We start from the raw sequence: 14,016 nt of genomic DNA, 5'->3' as shown, positions 1-14,016 counted from the left end.
CGGAAGAAACCGGTCAAGCGCCAAGAACCAAGCACTGACCGCTCGAGGCTCGCCCTTCCGGCGGGGCAGTGAGCACCAACGGTGCAGGGGGCTGGTCCATTGTGCTGCGCAAAAAGGATCTGCACAAATAAAAAGGCTCTGCACAAAAAGGCCATCCCCCCGGTCCATGTGGACCCGGGGGATGGCCTTTTGTTATCGCAGGCGTTGGTGCCTAGACGCCGTAGTAGAGCTCGAACTTTGCCTGGAGTTCCGACCGATGACGATGAGCGCCAGATCCTTGATTTGACGCGGATTCTGGTGCCCCGTGGTTACGACGAAAGCCGAGCTTGACCGACGCTCTTGCGGACTTTTTGCGGACTAGCGCGGCCCTGCTATGCCTCGTCCGTCCAACCTTCTCCGGCGACGTATGTAGAGACAAGCACGCCGGAAGCAAATGTGGTGTCCGTGCCTGGGGTCCGGTAGAGCTGGCCCCTGGTGGAACCGACAGTGGCCAAGGTCGCTTCAGCTTCCTTCTTCACAATTTCCAAGTCTTCGCCGAAGATGCTGGCACGCGCAGGGTTCTGCTTGGCGTTAACGCCATACTTTGCTGCGGTATCACCGCTGTAGGTAATTGTGTAGTCGAGGTTAAAGGCCATTTTCATCTCCAAATGTCGGGGGGGATCATCACTTAGTGCGACGCCCAGCATACTAGGAGCGGTCGGGCGGTTCGGCCGGCAGGTCATATAGCCACTGCGCAAGGTCTTCGACGCGGATGACCCCCTTGGAGTTCGCGTAACGGGCCAAGAGGTTCCCGGCGGCCACTTGGTACTTCAAGGTGCGGACGCTGTACCCGCAAGCCTCGGCCGCTTCCTCGAAGGTGAGCGCCAGTTTCGGTATCGTCATCGGTGCCCTGCCCGGGCACTGAGTCTTATTTCATCCTCGACGGTGCTATTGCTTGAATCGAGAAGGCCGGCGATTTCTTGGAGTTCATCCCGGCATTTGCGTCTCTTTGCGGGGCTCTTGGATTGCCAGGCTGGTACTAGCGCCAGCGCTTTCGCGTAGGCATCCGAGGCCAGAAGTCGCACGTTTACACTGAGTGGAATATCTCGTTGGGCGGCCGTGACCTCATTTGCTGCCAGGTTCTCCAATGCGACAGGCCAGCGTTCTAAAGCGTCTGCAATCAGCGCCGTTTCGCGGCTTGCCAGCCTTAGGCGCACTGTCGCCGTAAGGAGGTTGATCATCAGTTGACGGGGCTTAGAGGCGTCCAGGGCCCGCAGTTCTTCGTATGCCTCTCCCATCGCAGCAACGAAGCGTGCAACAGCTTCAAGTTCGCGGTTCTCACGTACTTGTCGTCGCTGAAGGGCGTTGGTGAAGAACACTACGCCCAGGGCCACCAGGGCGCCGACAAGGGCACCAATCGCGCCGTTCCAGAAAGCAACCCAGGTTCCACAAGATACGCCAAGCGCATCGCCACAAATAATGTTCATTCGGGGATCATACGTGTAGCCAGGGGTACTCACTGAGCGCGTGCCACTAGGGGACGGGGGTGCCATCGCTCGCATGACGGCGCTCTTTTTGCTTGGCCTCTTCGGCAAGTGATTTTCTGGCGGTTTCTGCCGAACGGAACCGCAAGTGTCTCTCGTAGGCTCGAGGATGAACCATGTTAATGATTACTGTGATGTTTTCACGGACGTCTGCCCGTGTTGGAAACGTTGTAGCCGGATCTGGTTCGGGTGCTTCACCGTGCCACTGGAAGACATGGGCGAACCCGTCTTTGTACTCCATCATTTGGTTGATTACGTCTACGGCGAAGGTTCCGACTCGCACATCGGAGGCGCCGGCCAAAAGCATTCCTGACTCGTGGGCGGCATGCATGAGCTCGTTAATGCGTGCCAGCGCTATTTTCTGGTTGTCGCGTGGCATCGAGTGGTACAGGCCAGCGTATTGGTTGGTGACATCCACAAAGGAGTAGGCCGCGTGGGCGAACTTCAAGACATCGGTCCTGGTTTGGGCCACGCGGGCCGCCCGCTCCTTGGCGATCTGCGCAAAGGTTTGGATCATGCCGCCTAACACGACTCCGCCAAGCCCTATGATGGCGGGCGTGTAATCGGTCGGCGGACTCGCTACGGCAACTTCGGAGACCACCAAGGACATGAGCATGGTGCTAGGTTACCCGGCCCTGAGCCACGGCCAAGCAGAGATTCGTCCCTCGTCCGGGAAGAGGTCTACTGGGGAGGTCCTCGGCGTGTCAGATTTCCGGCGTACCCGGGTTCGGGCTGACGATTAAAGGAGCCAGACGGCAAACAGCCGCCGGCGTATGGAGGGATTCGTCATGAGCGAACCAACTTTTGAAAGAGTTCGGGTCAAGGGCACTGACTTGATCGGCACGCGGGCTTTTTTCAACTCGGCGTCTCGGCCTTACCGCACATCCGAAGGCCCTATGGACGCCGTCGAAGTGTACTTTGCTGAAACTGGCGAGATACGCCGATTCAACGACGAGATGCTGGAAAAACTGCCCGATTCCGAATAGGCGAGGGGCAGTAGCCCCACCCTCGTTAGAGGATGGGGCCACTGGCCGCGTTAGAGGATGGGGCCACTGGCCGCGGCTTGTTAGACGTCCTCGCCGCGGATAAAGGGACTGAGGTTTTTGTCAGTGAGCGTCGGGGAGATGCGGCCCGGTGAGTCGTCCACGATGGCGAATGGAATCCCTGGGCCGATCAGGAGACTGACGTTGGCGTTGCTGGCTGTGTACTCGAACCAGTCATACTTGCCCTCTTGGGCCAGCCTGGCGATGGTTTCTTTCGTTTCGGCGTAGTCGGTGAAGTCGGGGCAATCGATCGTTGCTCCGTTGTACATGATCTTGACCATTCCGCATGTGTCCTTTCGTTGAATGTAACTGCGGGTACGTTCATTCCAGCCGGTTACGCCAGGGAGCGCTTAACCGTGCCGTCCGTGTCTATGAACAGGTTTGCGGGGGCGCTTGTTGTGGGAAGCGATGCGAGCCGTAGCGCGGCCGCCCTGACCTTTCCTTGGAAGTAGGCGCCGCCCGTGAACTGGGCCCAGTAATCGGGGTTTTCGGGAGTAAGGATTATCTCGGATGCGCCATTTTGTATTGCCGCGCTACCCGTGCCGTTGTCTGGTGTGATTTGCAGGTCAGGGCCGAACTGGATGTTTCCTCCTGGATGGATCTCGGTGTCGCCGGCCTTGATGCTCCCACCCGTGGCCCTAGGCCTTGGATGCGGCTGCAAGGGCGGCGGCGAGCTGAAGGGCATCTTCCGGCGACAGTGCCGCGTAGTTAGGTGGCTGGTGATCTGCCAGACGTCAAGTGAGTGAGCGTCTGTGGTGGAGTTCCATACCCGCGTGATGATCCACTTCTCGTGATACGTCTCGGGTCCAAGCCAGCGGACGTCGGAGTGGGGGTCCAGGGTGTATCCGTCCGGCGGGGCGGGGCAGGGCCCCAATTCGGTCACGAGCTCTTGGAAGAGTACAGAGAGAGTCTTTCCTTCGGCGGCGGCAATTTTGGCGGCCTCTCGCACTGTGGCGGGCCAGTTGGTATGGTGTGGCAAGAGAATCTCCTAGCTAGCTGTTGGTTGGTTCTGAGGCCGTGACGGACTTTGGCGAGAGCGTCACGGCCTTTTTCTGTCTTCAGTCGGACTTTGCACGCCTTGGCTGGCGTGCTTGCTGTGACCGGGGGACCCTCACATGAGCACTCGCCCAGCCATTCGCACATGCAACCCTTTAGCGCTCTCACGCTGATTCACCGCGTTTGAGCGCTTCCCGGACCCAGGAGTCGACATTTTCCCTTGAGTACAGCAACTTCCCCCCGAAGCGTGCGCCTCGGGGCCCTACGCCCTTATGGCGCCAATCGCGAAGGGTCCGTACGGGAATCCGGGTGATCTCCGAGACCTCATGAATCGTCAGAAGCATGTGAGTCGCAGTTGTTGTCATCGACTTGCCCTTTCATTTTGTGTTCGTCTCTTACAAAACGTAACGGTAGAGCACGTTCTGTGTTGACGTCAAACATCTTGTGCTGACAGGATGGGCGCATGAGAACACCAGACGAGCTCTTCGGGCTTGAGGTCCAAAGTCAGCGCGAGTACAAGGGCTGGTCTATGACCGAGTTTGCTTCCATGCTGAAAGCGGCTGGACTAAACAACTTTCATCCGACCACTGTTGGACGAATGGAGCGGGGTGAGCGTCCTGTCAGGTTGAGCGAAGCTGTGGTAATTGCTGAAGTCCTTGGCTCCAAACTTGATGACTTGGTCGTAGAACCGCTCGAGGCCGATAGCGCCGTCCGTTGGTCGATAAAGGCGGTGGAGTCATCGAGCAAGCGTGCGGCGCGATACCTGGACAATGTCCGCTTCCAGCGCGAAGAACTCGAAGGCGAGCTGGCTACTCTTGAGTTAGCGTTGACAGCTGGCAAGGTTTTGGAGGAACACATCGAGCAGGCCCAGGAGGCTTGTACGCAGGCGAAGGCAATTCTGCAGACCGACCGGGTGAAATATTGGGTGGACAAGATAAACGCTTTGACGAGTGAAGAGCAGCAGGCCCTTTACAGCGCGGACCAAGATTTCAGGGCCTAGTCGTGCCGAGCGTCAAGAAACGACCCGATGGCAGGTGGCGGGCTCGGTATCGGGACGAAGTCGGCAAGGAGCATGCACGGCACTTTCCTCGCAAGATAGACGCCCAACGCTGGCTGGATGAGGTGACGGCGTCTGTCGTATCTGGCACGTATGTGGATCCGAAGACGGCGCTCACCACTGTTCAGGAGTGGTCTGTCATATGGCTGCGCGGTTACGAGAACAATCGGCCGTCGACCGTCCGGCAGGCAAGAACCCACCTCAAGCGGATCAATGCTGCATTCGGAAGCCGGGCACTCAAGAGCGTCCGCCCCTCAGAAGTGAAGACCTGGACGGCTAGGCTGAGTGATGCTGGGCTGGCGGATTCCACCGTTTACGCTCTGCATTCGCGTCTCGGGCAGCTGTTCAGCGATGCTGTGCATGATGGGCTCTTGCCCAAGTCGCCAGTCAGCCGGCGTACGGCGTCGCCAGTCAGCCGGCGTACGGCGCCTAGAGCGGGCAAACAACGAGCCTATGTGGCGTCAACTGAGCAGGTGTGGGCGCTTCACGATGCAATGCCGTCCGGCTTGCAGCCAGCTGTGCTCTTGGCGGCCTTCGCGGGCCTACGCATAGCCGAGGCAGTGGCGCTACGGGTATCCGATGTTGACTTCATGCGTGGCATCATTTCGCCGGCCGGCCAGTATCCCGGCGTCGAGCTCAAGACGGAAGAATCCAAGACCCCAATTCCAATCCCTCAGAACCTTTGTCTTGAGCTTTCCGTAAATCACACTCGGTGGGGGAGCGAAACGCTGGTCACAAACGAATGGGGCCGGGCTATCTCTCCGCACCGACTTGAGCATTACTTCCGCGAAGCCCGGGCAACGGTCAAGGGGCTTCCGGAAGGCTTTCGCTTCCATGACCTCAGGCACTACTTTGCCTCGCTGCTAATTGCCCAAGGTCTGGATGTGAAGGTTGTGCAGAAGAGTTTGAGGCATTCGTCAGCGAAGACAACGCTAGACACCTACGGGCACATGTGGCCCGACAAGGAAGAGTCAGCACGGGCGGCCGTCGCAAGCGTGCTCACGGAGCGGCTCAGTTCACTGGCGGAGAAGCACGCATAAGCGCCGAGCTATTAACGACGAAAGGCCGGCCCTCAGGTGGTAAAACCTGGGGCCGGCCTTTTCTGTGTCTTGATTCTTGCGGACTGCCTGCGGACTAATGCCGATTCTGCCGCATGATCTAGCTAGACGCCGTAGTAGAGCTCGAATTCGTACGGGTTCGGGCGCAGTGACAGCGGGCGGATCTCATTCTCGTACTTGTAGTCGATCCAAGTGTCGATGAGGTCCTGGGTGAAGACGCCGCCGGCCTGCAGGAATTCGTTGTCCTCGCGGAGAGCCTCGAGTGCTTCTTCCAGGGAGCCCGGAGCCTTGGGGATGTCCTTGGCTTCTTCGGCAGGGAGCTCGTAGAGGTCCTTGTCGATGGGGGCCGGGGGTTCGATGCGGTTGCGGATGCCGTCGATGCCGGCCATCAGCTGGGCAGCGAACGCCAGGTACGGGTTGGAGGAGGGGTCCGGAGCGCGGAATTCAATGCGCTTGGCCTTCGGGTTGGTGCCCGTGATCGGGATGCGGATACCGGCGGAGCGGTTGCCCTGCGAGTAGACCATGTTCACGGGAGCTTCGAAGCCCTTGACCAGGCGGCGGTAGGAGTTGACCGTCGGGTTGGTGAAAGCAAGGACGGCGGAGGAGTGCTTCAGCAGGCCGCCGATGTACCAGCGAGCCATGTCGGAGAGGCCCGCGTAGCCCTTCTCGTCATAGAACAGCGGGTCGCCGTTGCTCCAGAGCGACTGGTGGCAGTGCATGCCCGAGCCGTTGTCACCGAAGACAGGCTTCGGCATGAACGTGACGGACTTGCCCCAAGCATCCGCAGTGTTCTTGATGATGTACTTGAACTTCTGCAGGTCATCAGCAGCCGCGGTCAGCGTGGTGAACTTGTAGTTGATCTCGGCCTGGCCAGCGGATCCAACTTCGTGGTGGGAGCGCTCGACCTCAAGGCCGGCCTTGTCCAGTTCGATGCACATGGCGTCGCGAAGGTCGGCCTGCTTGTCGGTGGGGGAGACCGGGAAGTAACCGCCCTTGACGGGGGTCTTGTAACCGAGGTTTCCGCCCTCTTCCTTGCGGCCCGTGTTCCAGTGTGCTTCTTCAGAGTCGATCTTGTAGAAGCTGCCCTGCGGGGAGGACTCGTACTGGATGTTGTCGAAGACGAAGAACTCGGCTTCGGGAGCGAAGAAGGCGGTGTCGGCGATGCCTGTGGATGCCAGGTACGCTTCAGCCTTTTCGGCTACACCACGCGGGTCGCGGTGGTAGGGGTCGCCCGTGCGGGGGTTCACGATGGAGAAGTTCAGCGCGAGCGTCTTCTCGATGCGGAAGGTGTCGATGAAGGCCGAGGTCACATCCGGGATGAGCTGCATGTCGGACTCAGCGATGCCCTGGAAGCCGCGGATGGAAGATCCGTCAAAGAGCTGGCCGTGGACGAAGAAATCGAGGTCCACGCTCTTGGCCGGCACGTTGAAGTGCTGCTGGACACCAGGAAGGTCGGTGAAGCGGATATCGACGAATTTGACGTCTTCGTCTTTGATGAACTTGAGGACTTCGTCCGCAGTCTTGAACATCTATGCTCCTTATGCATATCAAGTAACAGGCCCGGAAGGCCGCGTGGTGCAGCCCATACCAAAGCTCCGGAGACACAAAAGATCCCCTTGCCATGGTGGCTGGCAACTCCTACCACCTTAGGGAGATGGGATTTCCCGGGGGTGTCGGTATTGTTTCCGGCAGGTTACAGAATCATCTGTCGTGTAAACGGTAGTCGGCTTTCCTGTGTCTGGTCCAAGCCGGTCCGATGGGCGAACACCGCACGCGTCCCAAGGACCTTGGATCCCGGCGTCTGTTAGCGGTGAGTCGGACAGCAGGCAGGCCAGCCGTTAGGCTTGAGGTGTGGTAGATCGAAAAGACATTGGCTCCTGGTTGAGCGGCCCGGACACGTCCGGAATCTCCAAGTATCCCGGCGAACGACTTGGTCTGCCCGAGTCCGGCCCGGGCTCCATTGCGCGTGCTGGTCGCCGCATCCTGGGCATCGTGGTGGATTGGACGATCGCACTGGTGATCAGCAACTTTGCCTTCGGCGGAAACCAGTGGGCTACGCTCGCCATCTTCGCTGCGGAACAGATTCTCTTGATTGGCACGCTGGGTTACAGCATCGGCCACAGGATCGCCGGTATCCATGTGGTCCGCTTGGGCGGCGGTCCCGCAGGTCCGGTGGCTGCCGTAGTGCGGACACTGCTCTTGTGCTTGGTCATTCCGGCTGTCGTGTTCGATCCCGATCAACGAGGCCTGCACGACAAAGCCATGAACACGATTCTCATCCGGATGTAGCATCCGTTCCCCATAACGAAGCGCGGCAAACAGAAACCGCCCCTCCTCTGTATGAGAGGAGGGGCGGTTTTTCGTTATGGTCGTCAGCGTCCGCGCGCGGCCTTGCGGTCCGGGCGTGCCTTGTAGGGGTCAATGCCCTTGGGGATCGGGAGACGGTTACCCAGGGAGTTAATGCGCTTGCTGACAGCGTTGACTTCGATCTTGGTGAGCTCCTTCTTGAGCTTGCCCATGGTCTTGGCCAGTTTATTCAGCGGCACCTGTCCCTCTCCGCGTCCGGATTCGAGGACGTGGATGGTGACGTTCGGGAGAATCCGGGCCAACCGCTTGCGCTCGGCATCCACGAGGGGCTTGACGCGGTGCGAGGGTCCTTCGCTCACCAGGACTACACCGGCCCGGCCAATGGCCATGAACACCGCATCCTGGGTACGTGGATTGACTGCCACGGGCTGGTCCTGTGTGACCCATCCGCGACGAAGCGTTCCCAACGCTGCACCTGATGCGCCCGGCTGGTTCTCGATTTGCGCGAAAGCTGCCTTTTCCGCACGGCGGGAAAGAATGAACACCGCAGCCAACAGGCCAAGGGGAATGCCGATGATCAGGCCGGTGACCCAGTTTTCCAGGAGGAAGCCGATGAGGAAGGCCACAGCCACGACGGCAAGGAAGGCGAGCACCATGATCCACACGACCTGGGGATCGTTCCGCCGCGTCATCTTGAAGACTTCAGCGATCTGCTTCAGCTGGCTAGGCTTCTTTGCCTTGGCTTCCTTGGGCTTGCGCTGGAACAGCCCACGCTTGGGTGCGTCGGCCGAGGGGGTCGATTTGTTGGAATCAGGGGAGTTCGCCATAGTGCGTTAATTCTACGTGATGTACGCCCAGACGCTGGACGCGTTGCCGAAGGCGACACCGGGTGCGGGGTACGGCGCGACGGCACCACCTGGTGGCCGGCCTCCCACACATGGGGATTCCTTTTTGATTTCTCCGTCATGATTCAACGCGAAGCGGCACTTGTCCATAGTGAGTCCCAGCTGCGGAGTGCCTCGACGTTAATGCCACGGAGTGCTCTTGCGATGCGTACTGATCAACGAGGAACCCCTGGGGTCCTCGACATCAGTGCGCCCTCTACACGTTCGACCCCATAGGAACCAAATGCCCGATCTGCCGCCACTGCTAACCATCGTCCTTGAGGAAACGGGACAGCTTGACCGCGAGTCAGCCATGTACCGACGACTGCTGGCCGCGCGCCTGCGCCTGGAGTCGCAATTCGCCATCCTCCACGTGGAGAAGCCATTGACGACGGCCGGCATCTCACAGCTCTGCGAGGAGATCGAGAGCAAGTACGTCATCTTCATGCGTACCTCCCATCTCCTGTCCGCGAACTATGTGAGTACCATTTTCGAGTATTTGCGGACACGCACTGTCTATCTCGCCGAGCCGGTTGTCTACACCGGAGCCATTGCCAAGAACGTGGCCGGCACCAAGATTGACGAGGCATACCACTACTCCCGCGACACTGACGTCTTTGGCGTTGCGTTCAATACCAGGCGGCTGGCCGACGCGCTGGAGGCGCTGGGCGATGTGGATCGATCCGCCATCTACATCAGCTACCGGATGTACTGGTCCATTGCGAAGGTTAAGCCGCTGAACACGGGCTTCTCGATGGCCTCGGACACGAAGGCAGCCATAGGGCTTCACATAACGGGAGAAGCAAGCCGCTTGGCTCCGGTAATCCCGACTTCAGCCAAGGAAGTCAGACTGCACCTCTTGCGCTATGTTGCGCTGTTCCTGCGGGGAATGCGGGGACAAAAGGCAACATCGATCAGCTTGAGCCATCTACGTGAGCTGATTCGCGGCTTCGATCTGATCGACCTGCTGGCGTTGGTTGAACCGCTGCAGCCTTTCGAGGCGGCCTGGATCCGATGGCTGGACGATCCGGCCGCCAACAAGCAGTTCTATAAGCAACTGAGCGATAAGGACGCGTATTTGGTCTTCCGCGATAAGGCGGACAGTGAAGAAAACGCGTTGCCGCTGTATGAGTTGCTCTTCAACGAAGAGATTCTGACCATCGAGAGGTGTTATCTGGCGCGAAACCTCAGGTCCGGCCACGCCAGGCCCGGGAGCTACAACTTCTACAACCGGCCTATCGGTCCGTCCTCCACAATTTTGTTTTTCGACCGGCCGCTGCAGGCAGACGACAACGCAGAGCACCTCTACGAGTACTTCACAAAGAATCATCCGGAGTTCAACCAGGCATACTTCGCGCTCAACCCTAAGTCTCCTGACTGGGAGCGTCTGGAGAGTAAGGGCTTCAAGCTGATCCCCATCTTTACGAAGGAGTTCTACGAGAAATTCCTGGTGTCCGATCTCGTGGTCTCATCGCAGATTTACAGCATCAGGTACAGAGGCAAGTCGTTCGCGAACTCCCGTTTTGTTTATCTCCAGCACGGTATCCAGCTCAATGACATGTCCGATTGGGTGCTCTCGAAGTACTTTGACGTTTTCGTTGCCACAGGCCGGGTTGAAGCGGACTACATGAGCAGGCTCGCCCCGGTCGAGACCCTCAACTCCGGACTGCCCCGATACCAGTCCTTGGCGCGCAACGCCCACGGGCAGCAGCATCTCCTCTTTATGCCTACGTGGCGTTTCAACCTGCATCAGTCGTCATCGGAGCACTTCGCCCAGTCGACGTACTTCCGCGCCATCGACAAGCTGCTGTCTGACCCCGCGCTGCTGGAGTTCCTTGAGGACACGGACCGCGTGATGCACGTAAAACTGCACCCCAATGTGGAAAAACGCGCCGGGCAGTTCAGGTTCTCTGAACGCGTCGTGCAGTCGGATTTGAGCTACCGCGAGGCTATCCGTTCGGCCGAAATGGTGCTGACTGACTACAGCTCCGCCGCCCTTGACGCCGCCTTCATTGGCACTCCCATTGTGTATTACCACTGGGACGCTGCGGATTTCTTCCGGGATCAGCCGTATGAAAGTCGCTTGGACTACGTCGACGACGGGCTGGGACCGGTGTTCAGTGAGCACGCCGAGGTTGTGGAGCACATCATCCAGGAAGGCTTCGCGGACACGGATCCCAAGTTCATCCAGCGTCGCGAACGTTTCTTCGAAGGCGTGGATCCGGCACGCATCAACGAGAAAATAGTGGAAAGGATGTTGAGTCTCTGATGACGTTGATTCATGGCTTCAAACGGAGCATCACCAAGGTCGGCAGGGCGGCTGCATACTCGCCGGCAGGCTTGGAGTTAGCCCGGGCACTCCTGGCATCCCGCGCTGATTCACCGGTGCGGCGGATCATCAAGGCCAAAGGCCTGGAGGGCAGAATCCGCCGCATTGCCTCTGAAAGCCTTCCCCAAGGCATCTACTTCGCCAAGCTGACGATCGGCGGCTGGGAGTCCTGGAAGGGCAAACCATTCCGACTCTTTCAGGACGGGAAAGTGGTTTATGGAAACAAGGTTGAGCCACCAGCCCGCGGCTTTCCGCTCGAGTACCGGAACATCATGGTCACCTCGGACGATATCTCGCACTTCACCCTTGATATCGATGCTCCCTATGAGTTGAAGATTGGGCGTGGAGCCTTCACTACGCCGCAGCAACTCAAATACGATGACCAGTACGGTGTGGAACAGCATGGTGATGTTTTCTACTCCCTTCGGGGCAACACAACTAATCCGAAGAAGATGCTGATCACGTTTCCGGGTTTCGGTCCCTCAACTACCCGGATTTCCTACGCCGTGAGTTACCTCAAGGACCTCACGGATGCCGATCTGAAAGACACCCTCATGGTGTGCTTTCAAGACCGCTACCTGGTGGCAGGCTCCTACATGATGGTCGATAACGCCGGCAGGCCGCTTGACCACCGTGTTCGACATGCGATTGACGGGCTGCGTAGCCGGTTTCACATTGATCAAGCGGCAATGCTGTTCTTCGGCGCTTCCAAAGGCGGCACTATCGCCATCCAGTATGCCAAGTACTTTCCCAATGCCAGCCTGCTGCTTGCAGTCCCGCAGATGAACCTTCCGTACTACTTCAGCAAGCCCTTCTTCAAGGACAACCTCTTCCGAAACCCTGCCTTGCGTGACACCGATCAACCGGAAGACCGCCTCCGGCGATACTTCGCAGAGGGCCGCAAAATAGACTACTTCTACACGAATTCGGATGAGTTGAGCAATCACTCGCTGATCGAGCTGATATCCGATGTTCCGAACCTTGCCAAGTACCGCATCGACGGCCAACACTCCGACGTTGCCCGCGCCGCGTTGCCTGCCATGTTGGGCATCATCCGGAGGTTCCTGAAGGGCCCCGTTGACCAACAGTTCGGCTGCGAAGAGTTGCGTACCTTCCGCCATGGACACACCGTCCAGGTTCAAGTACGTGTTGACCCCGCAGCCTCTGAGGTAACTGGGGCAAACTGGTTCATTGAGGGATGGAACGGCAGGACGCGTTTCCTGCAGCTGATGACGGAACATTCCTACAACTTCGTAAAGTACACATCCATGGAGCAAAGCCTCTTCCCGGCTTACGACTCGATCGATCAACTCAGCTCGGTGGTCGCCATGGAAGCCACTGGAACCACATGGACAGGATCGTTGCCTGGCCCAGTGAAGCCTGGAACGAGAATCCCAAAGCTCAAGATGAGTTCCCAACCGCTGACTCTTCACGCCGAATCAGCCAGTGAGTACGTCATCCTCGACGGCGATGCATTTGCCCGCTACCGCTATCGGTGCCATCGCCTCGCGTCTGACGGCGACACGATGGAAATTCATTTCGTTCCCGATGCCGAAGCAGAGGTTGCTGAAGCCCTCTCCGGAGATATCAGCAGGCGGATCGCCTACAAAGCAGTCATCCAACCGCTGGATGGGTGGTCCATGGCAGACCTCGTAGCTTTGAGATTCGTCATTGCCGCCGGAGTTCAGCGCTTGCTCATCGTGGTCCACGGAGACGAGTACGTCCAGGCGTCGGAGGTCCTGTCCGCGGTTGATTGGGATGACGTTTGCCTTCTGAACCGTGAGTCCGAGGCGGTGCTGGCCGGTGCCGGGCAGCAGTGATTCGGGCGGCAATGGCATGGCTCGAAAAAACCAGGTGATCCACTCCTACGCGGACGTTTCCAAGGTCAGGGATAACGTAGTCCATCTCAAGGACACCCCCGGCTCCGAATTCACCGCATCAACAGTTGAATTTGCCGGGACTGGAAATGTCCTGTTCGTCGAGGACGGTGCCCGCCTACGAAATACGAGACTCCGCTTCCTGGGAAACGACTCAGTCATTCATCTGCGAAAGTCCCATGGCTTCCTCAAAGTGATTGCCACCGTATTTGAAGAGTCCGTGTTCTATCTGGGACCCGGGGCAACCTTCACGGCAGAAGCCCGCGTACTTCCCACCGAGCGCAAGCACGTCATCGTTGGCAGGGACGCAATGTTCTCGTCGCGTGTTGCGTTCAGGACGGCTGATCCTCACCTGATCTATTCCGTGGAACACCACCAACGAGTCAACCCCAGCGAATCCATCTGGGTAGGGGATCACGTGTGGTTGGGGGAGGACACCCTGCTCCTCAAAGGTGCCAAAGTTGGTTCGGGCAGCATTCTTGCGGCCAGGGCCCTGATTACCAAGAAGATCCCGTCCAACTCGACAGCGGCCGGGGTGCCTGCCCGGATTGTTGGCAACGGGATTTTCTGGACGAGACCTTCTGTGCATGGGTACACCGCCGCCCAAACCGAGCTGAGCCATGACCATGCGGGAGACGAGTTTATCTTCTCTGCCGACGAAGAGCCCGCGGACATCCAGAGTCTTGAGCGCGAACTGGATGCAGCCACTTCCGGCATAGGAAGGGCAGCTTGGTGCTTCCAGCTGGATCAGATGGACGGCAAAAACCGCTTCTATATCGGGTGAGTCAACTCAGCCGCGCCATCTGAGTGTTCACGGCGCGGCTGAGGACGGGGTGGTGGAGCGGTGCCTAGCTGTGGGCGGCGAGGATGGTGGAGGCTTCCTGGCGGGTGGTGCCGGAGGACTCGATGTGGGCCAGGGCGGCCGGGATTTCCCAGCCCTTC

At 58.8% G+C, this 14,016-nt stretch carries 16 protein-coding genes; 7 read left to right on the top strand and 9 right to left on the bottom strand.

Annotation, left to right across the window (positions count from 1 at the left end; genetic code table 11):
* Positions 1-371: 371 nt before the first annotated feature.
* The 4 genes from LN996_RS04695 to LN996_RS04680 are packed head-to-tail and all read right to left on the bottom strand — an operon-like array spanning position 372 to position 2,139.
* Complete coding sequence (locus LN996_RS04695) at positions 372-635, bottom strand: hypothetical protein (protein WP_231339014.1); 264 nt, start codon at positions 633-635, stop codon at positions 372-374.
* A 52-nt stretch (positions 636-687) separates the two neighbouring features.
* On the bottom strand, positions 688-882 hold the full coding sequence (locus LN996_RS04690; protein WP_231339013.1) for a helix-turn-helix domain-containing protein: 195 nt from the start codon (positions 880-882) through the stop codon (positions 688-690).
* Positions 879-1,466, bottom strand: coding sequence for a hypothetical protein (locus LN996_RS04685; RefSeq protein ID WP_231339012.1), 588 nt, complete (start codon positions 1,464-1,466; stop codon positions 879-881). Before LN996_RS04685 ends, LN996_RS04690 begins: the two co-directional genes overlap by 4 nt.
* 46 nt (positions 1,467-1,512) lie before the next feature.
* The gene (locus tag LN996_RS04680) at positions 1,513-2,139 is read right to left on the bottom strand and encodes a hypothetical protein (RefSeq protein ID WP_231339011.1); all 627 of its coding nucleotides are present in this window, start codon (positions 2,137-2,139) and stop codon (positions 1,513-1,515) included.
* 172 nt (positions 2,140-2,311) lie between these two features.
* Between LN996_RS04680 and LN996_RS04675 the strand changes: the two genes are divergently transcribed.
* Positions 2,312-2,509 (top strand): hypothetical protein, encoded by a 198-nt coding sequence (locus LN996_RS04675; RefSeq protein WP_231339009.1) that lies wholly within the window; start codon positions 2,312-2,314, stop codon positions 2,507-2,509.
* A gap of 80 nt (positions 2,510-2,589) precedes the next feature.
* On the opposite strand, the gene LN996_RS04670 is transcribed toward LN996_RS04675, so the two are convergent.
* The 3 genes from LN996_RS04670 to LN996_RS23870 all read right to left on the bottom strand — a co-directional run bounded on the left by LN996_RS04670 (position 2,590) and on the right by LN996_RS23870 (position 3,906).
* Complete coding sequence (locus LN996_RS04670) at positions 2,590-2,847, bottom strand: hypothetical protein (protein ID WP_231339008.1); 258 nt, start codon at positions 2,845-2,847, stop codon at positions 2,590-2,592.
* Positions 2,848-2,900: 53 nt separating this feature from the next.
* Positions 2,901-3,545, bottom strand: a complete 645-nt coding sequence (locus LN996_RS04665) for a hypothetical protein (RefSeq protein WP_231339007.1) — start codon at positions 3,543-3,545, stop codon at positions 2,901-2,903.
* A gap of 181 nt (positions 3,546-3,726) precedes the next feature.
* Positions 3,727-3,906 carry a helix-turn-helix domain-containing protein gene (locus LN996_RS23870; protein ID WP_374202211.1) on the bottom strand — a complete coding sequence of 60 codons (180 nt, stop codon included), beginning with the start codon at positions 3,904-3,906 and terminating at the stop codon, positions 3,727-3,729.
* Between the two features lie 119 nt (positions 3,907-4,025).
* Between LN996_RS23870 and LN996_RS04660 the strand changes: the two genes are divergently transcribed.
* Together LN996_RS04660 and LN996_RS04655 are read left to right on the top strand one after the other, a co-directional pair.
* Positions 4,026-4,562 carry a helix-turn-helix domain-containing protein gene (locus tag LN996_RS04660; RefSeq protein ID WP_231339004.1) on the top strand — a complete coding sequence of 179 codons (537 nt, stop codon included), beginning with the start codon at positions 4,026-4,028 and terminating at the stop codon, positions 4,560-4,562.
* Positions 4,563-4,564: 2 nt separating this feature from the next.
* Complete coding sequence (locus LN996_RS04655; RefSeq protein ID WP_231339002.1) at positions 4,565-5,659, top strand: site-specific integrase; 1,095 nt, start codon at positions 4,565-4,567, stop codon at positions 5,657-5,659.
* Positions 5,660-5,781: 122 nt separating this feature from the next.
* On the opposite strand, the gene glnA is transcribed toward LN996_RS04655, so the two are convergent.
* Positions 5,782-7,206, bottom strand: coding sequence for a type I glutamate--ammonia ligase (gene glnA, locus LN996_RS04650; RefSeq protein WP_024820496.1), 1,425 nt, complete (start codon positions 7,204-7,206; stop codon positions 5,782-5,784).
* A 322-nt stretch (positions 7,207-7,528) separates the two neighbouring features.
* On the opposite strand from glnA, the gene LN996_RS04645 reads away from it, so the two are divergent.
* Positions 7,529-7,966 carry an RDD family protein gene (locus LN996_RS04645; RefSeq protein WP_231339001.1) on the top strand — a complete coding sequence of 146 codons (438 nt, stop codon included), beginning with the start codon at positions 7,529-7,531 and terminating at the stop codon, positions 7,964-7,966.
* 83 nt (positions 7,967-8,049) lie between these two features.
* Here the strand turns inward: LN996_RS04645 and LN996_RS04640 are convergent, their stop codons facing one another.
* Positions 8,050-8,811 (bottom strand): DUF4191 domain-containing protein, encoded by a 762-nt coding sequence (locus LN996_RS04640; protein ID WP_231339000.1) that lies wholly within the window; start codon positions 8,809-8,811, stop codon positions 8,050-8,052.
* Between the two features lie 301 nt (positions 8,812-9,112).
* On the opposite strand from LN996_RS04640, the gene LN996_RS04635 reads away from it, so the two are divergent.
* From LN996_RS04635 to LN996_RS04625, 3 genes are read left to right on the top strand one after another with little or no spacing between them, the layout of a single operon-like run.
* Entirely contained in the window at positions 9,113-11,137 is a 2,025-nt protein-coding gene (locus LN996_RS04635) for a CDP-glycerol glycerophosphotransferase family protein (RefSeq protein ID WP_231338999.1), read from the top strand.
* The gene (locus tag LN996_RS04630; protein WP_231338997.1) at positions 11,137-13,017 is read left to right on the top strand and encodes a hypothetical protein; all 1,881 of its coding nucleotides are present in this window, start codon (positions 11,137-11,139) and stop codon (positions 13,015-13,017) included. The genes LN996_RS04635 and LN996_RS04630 overlap by 1 nt, the downstream gene beginning before the upstream one ends.
* A gap of 16 nt (positions 13,018-13,033) precedes the next feature.
* A complete protein-coding gene (locus LN996_RS04625; protein ID WP_231338996.1) occupies positions 13,034-13,858 on the top strand; it encodes an acyltransferase in 825 nt (274 codons plus the stop codon).
* Positions 13,859-14,016: the final 158 nt, after the last annotated feature.

The organism is Arthrobacter sp. AK01 (assembly GCF_021109375.1).
Classification (GTDB): domain Bacteria; phylum Actinomycetota; class Actinomycetes; order Actinomycetales; family Micrococcaceae; genus Arthrobacter.
Note: the sequence above shows the minus strand (reverse complement) of the source record. Positions and strands in the feature narration are given on the sequence as shown.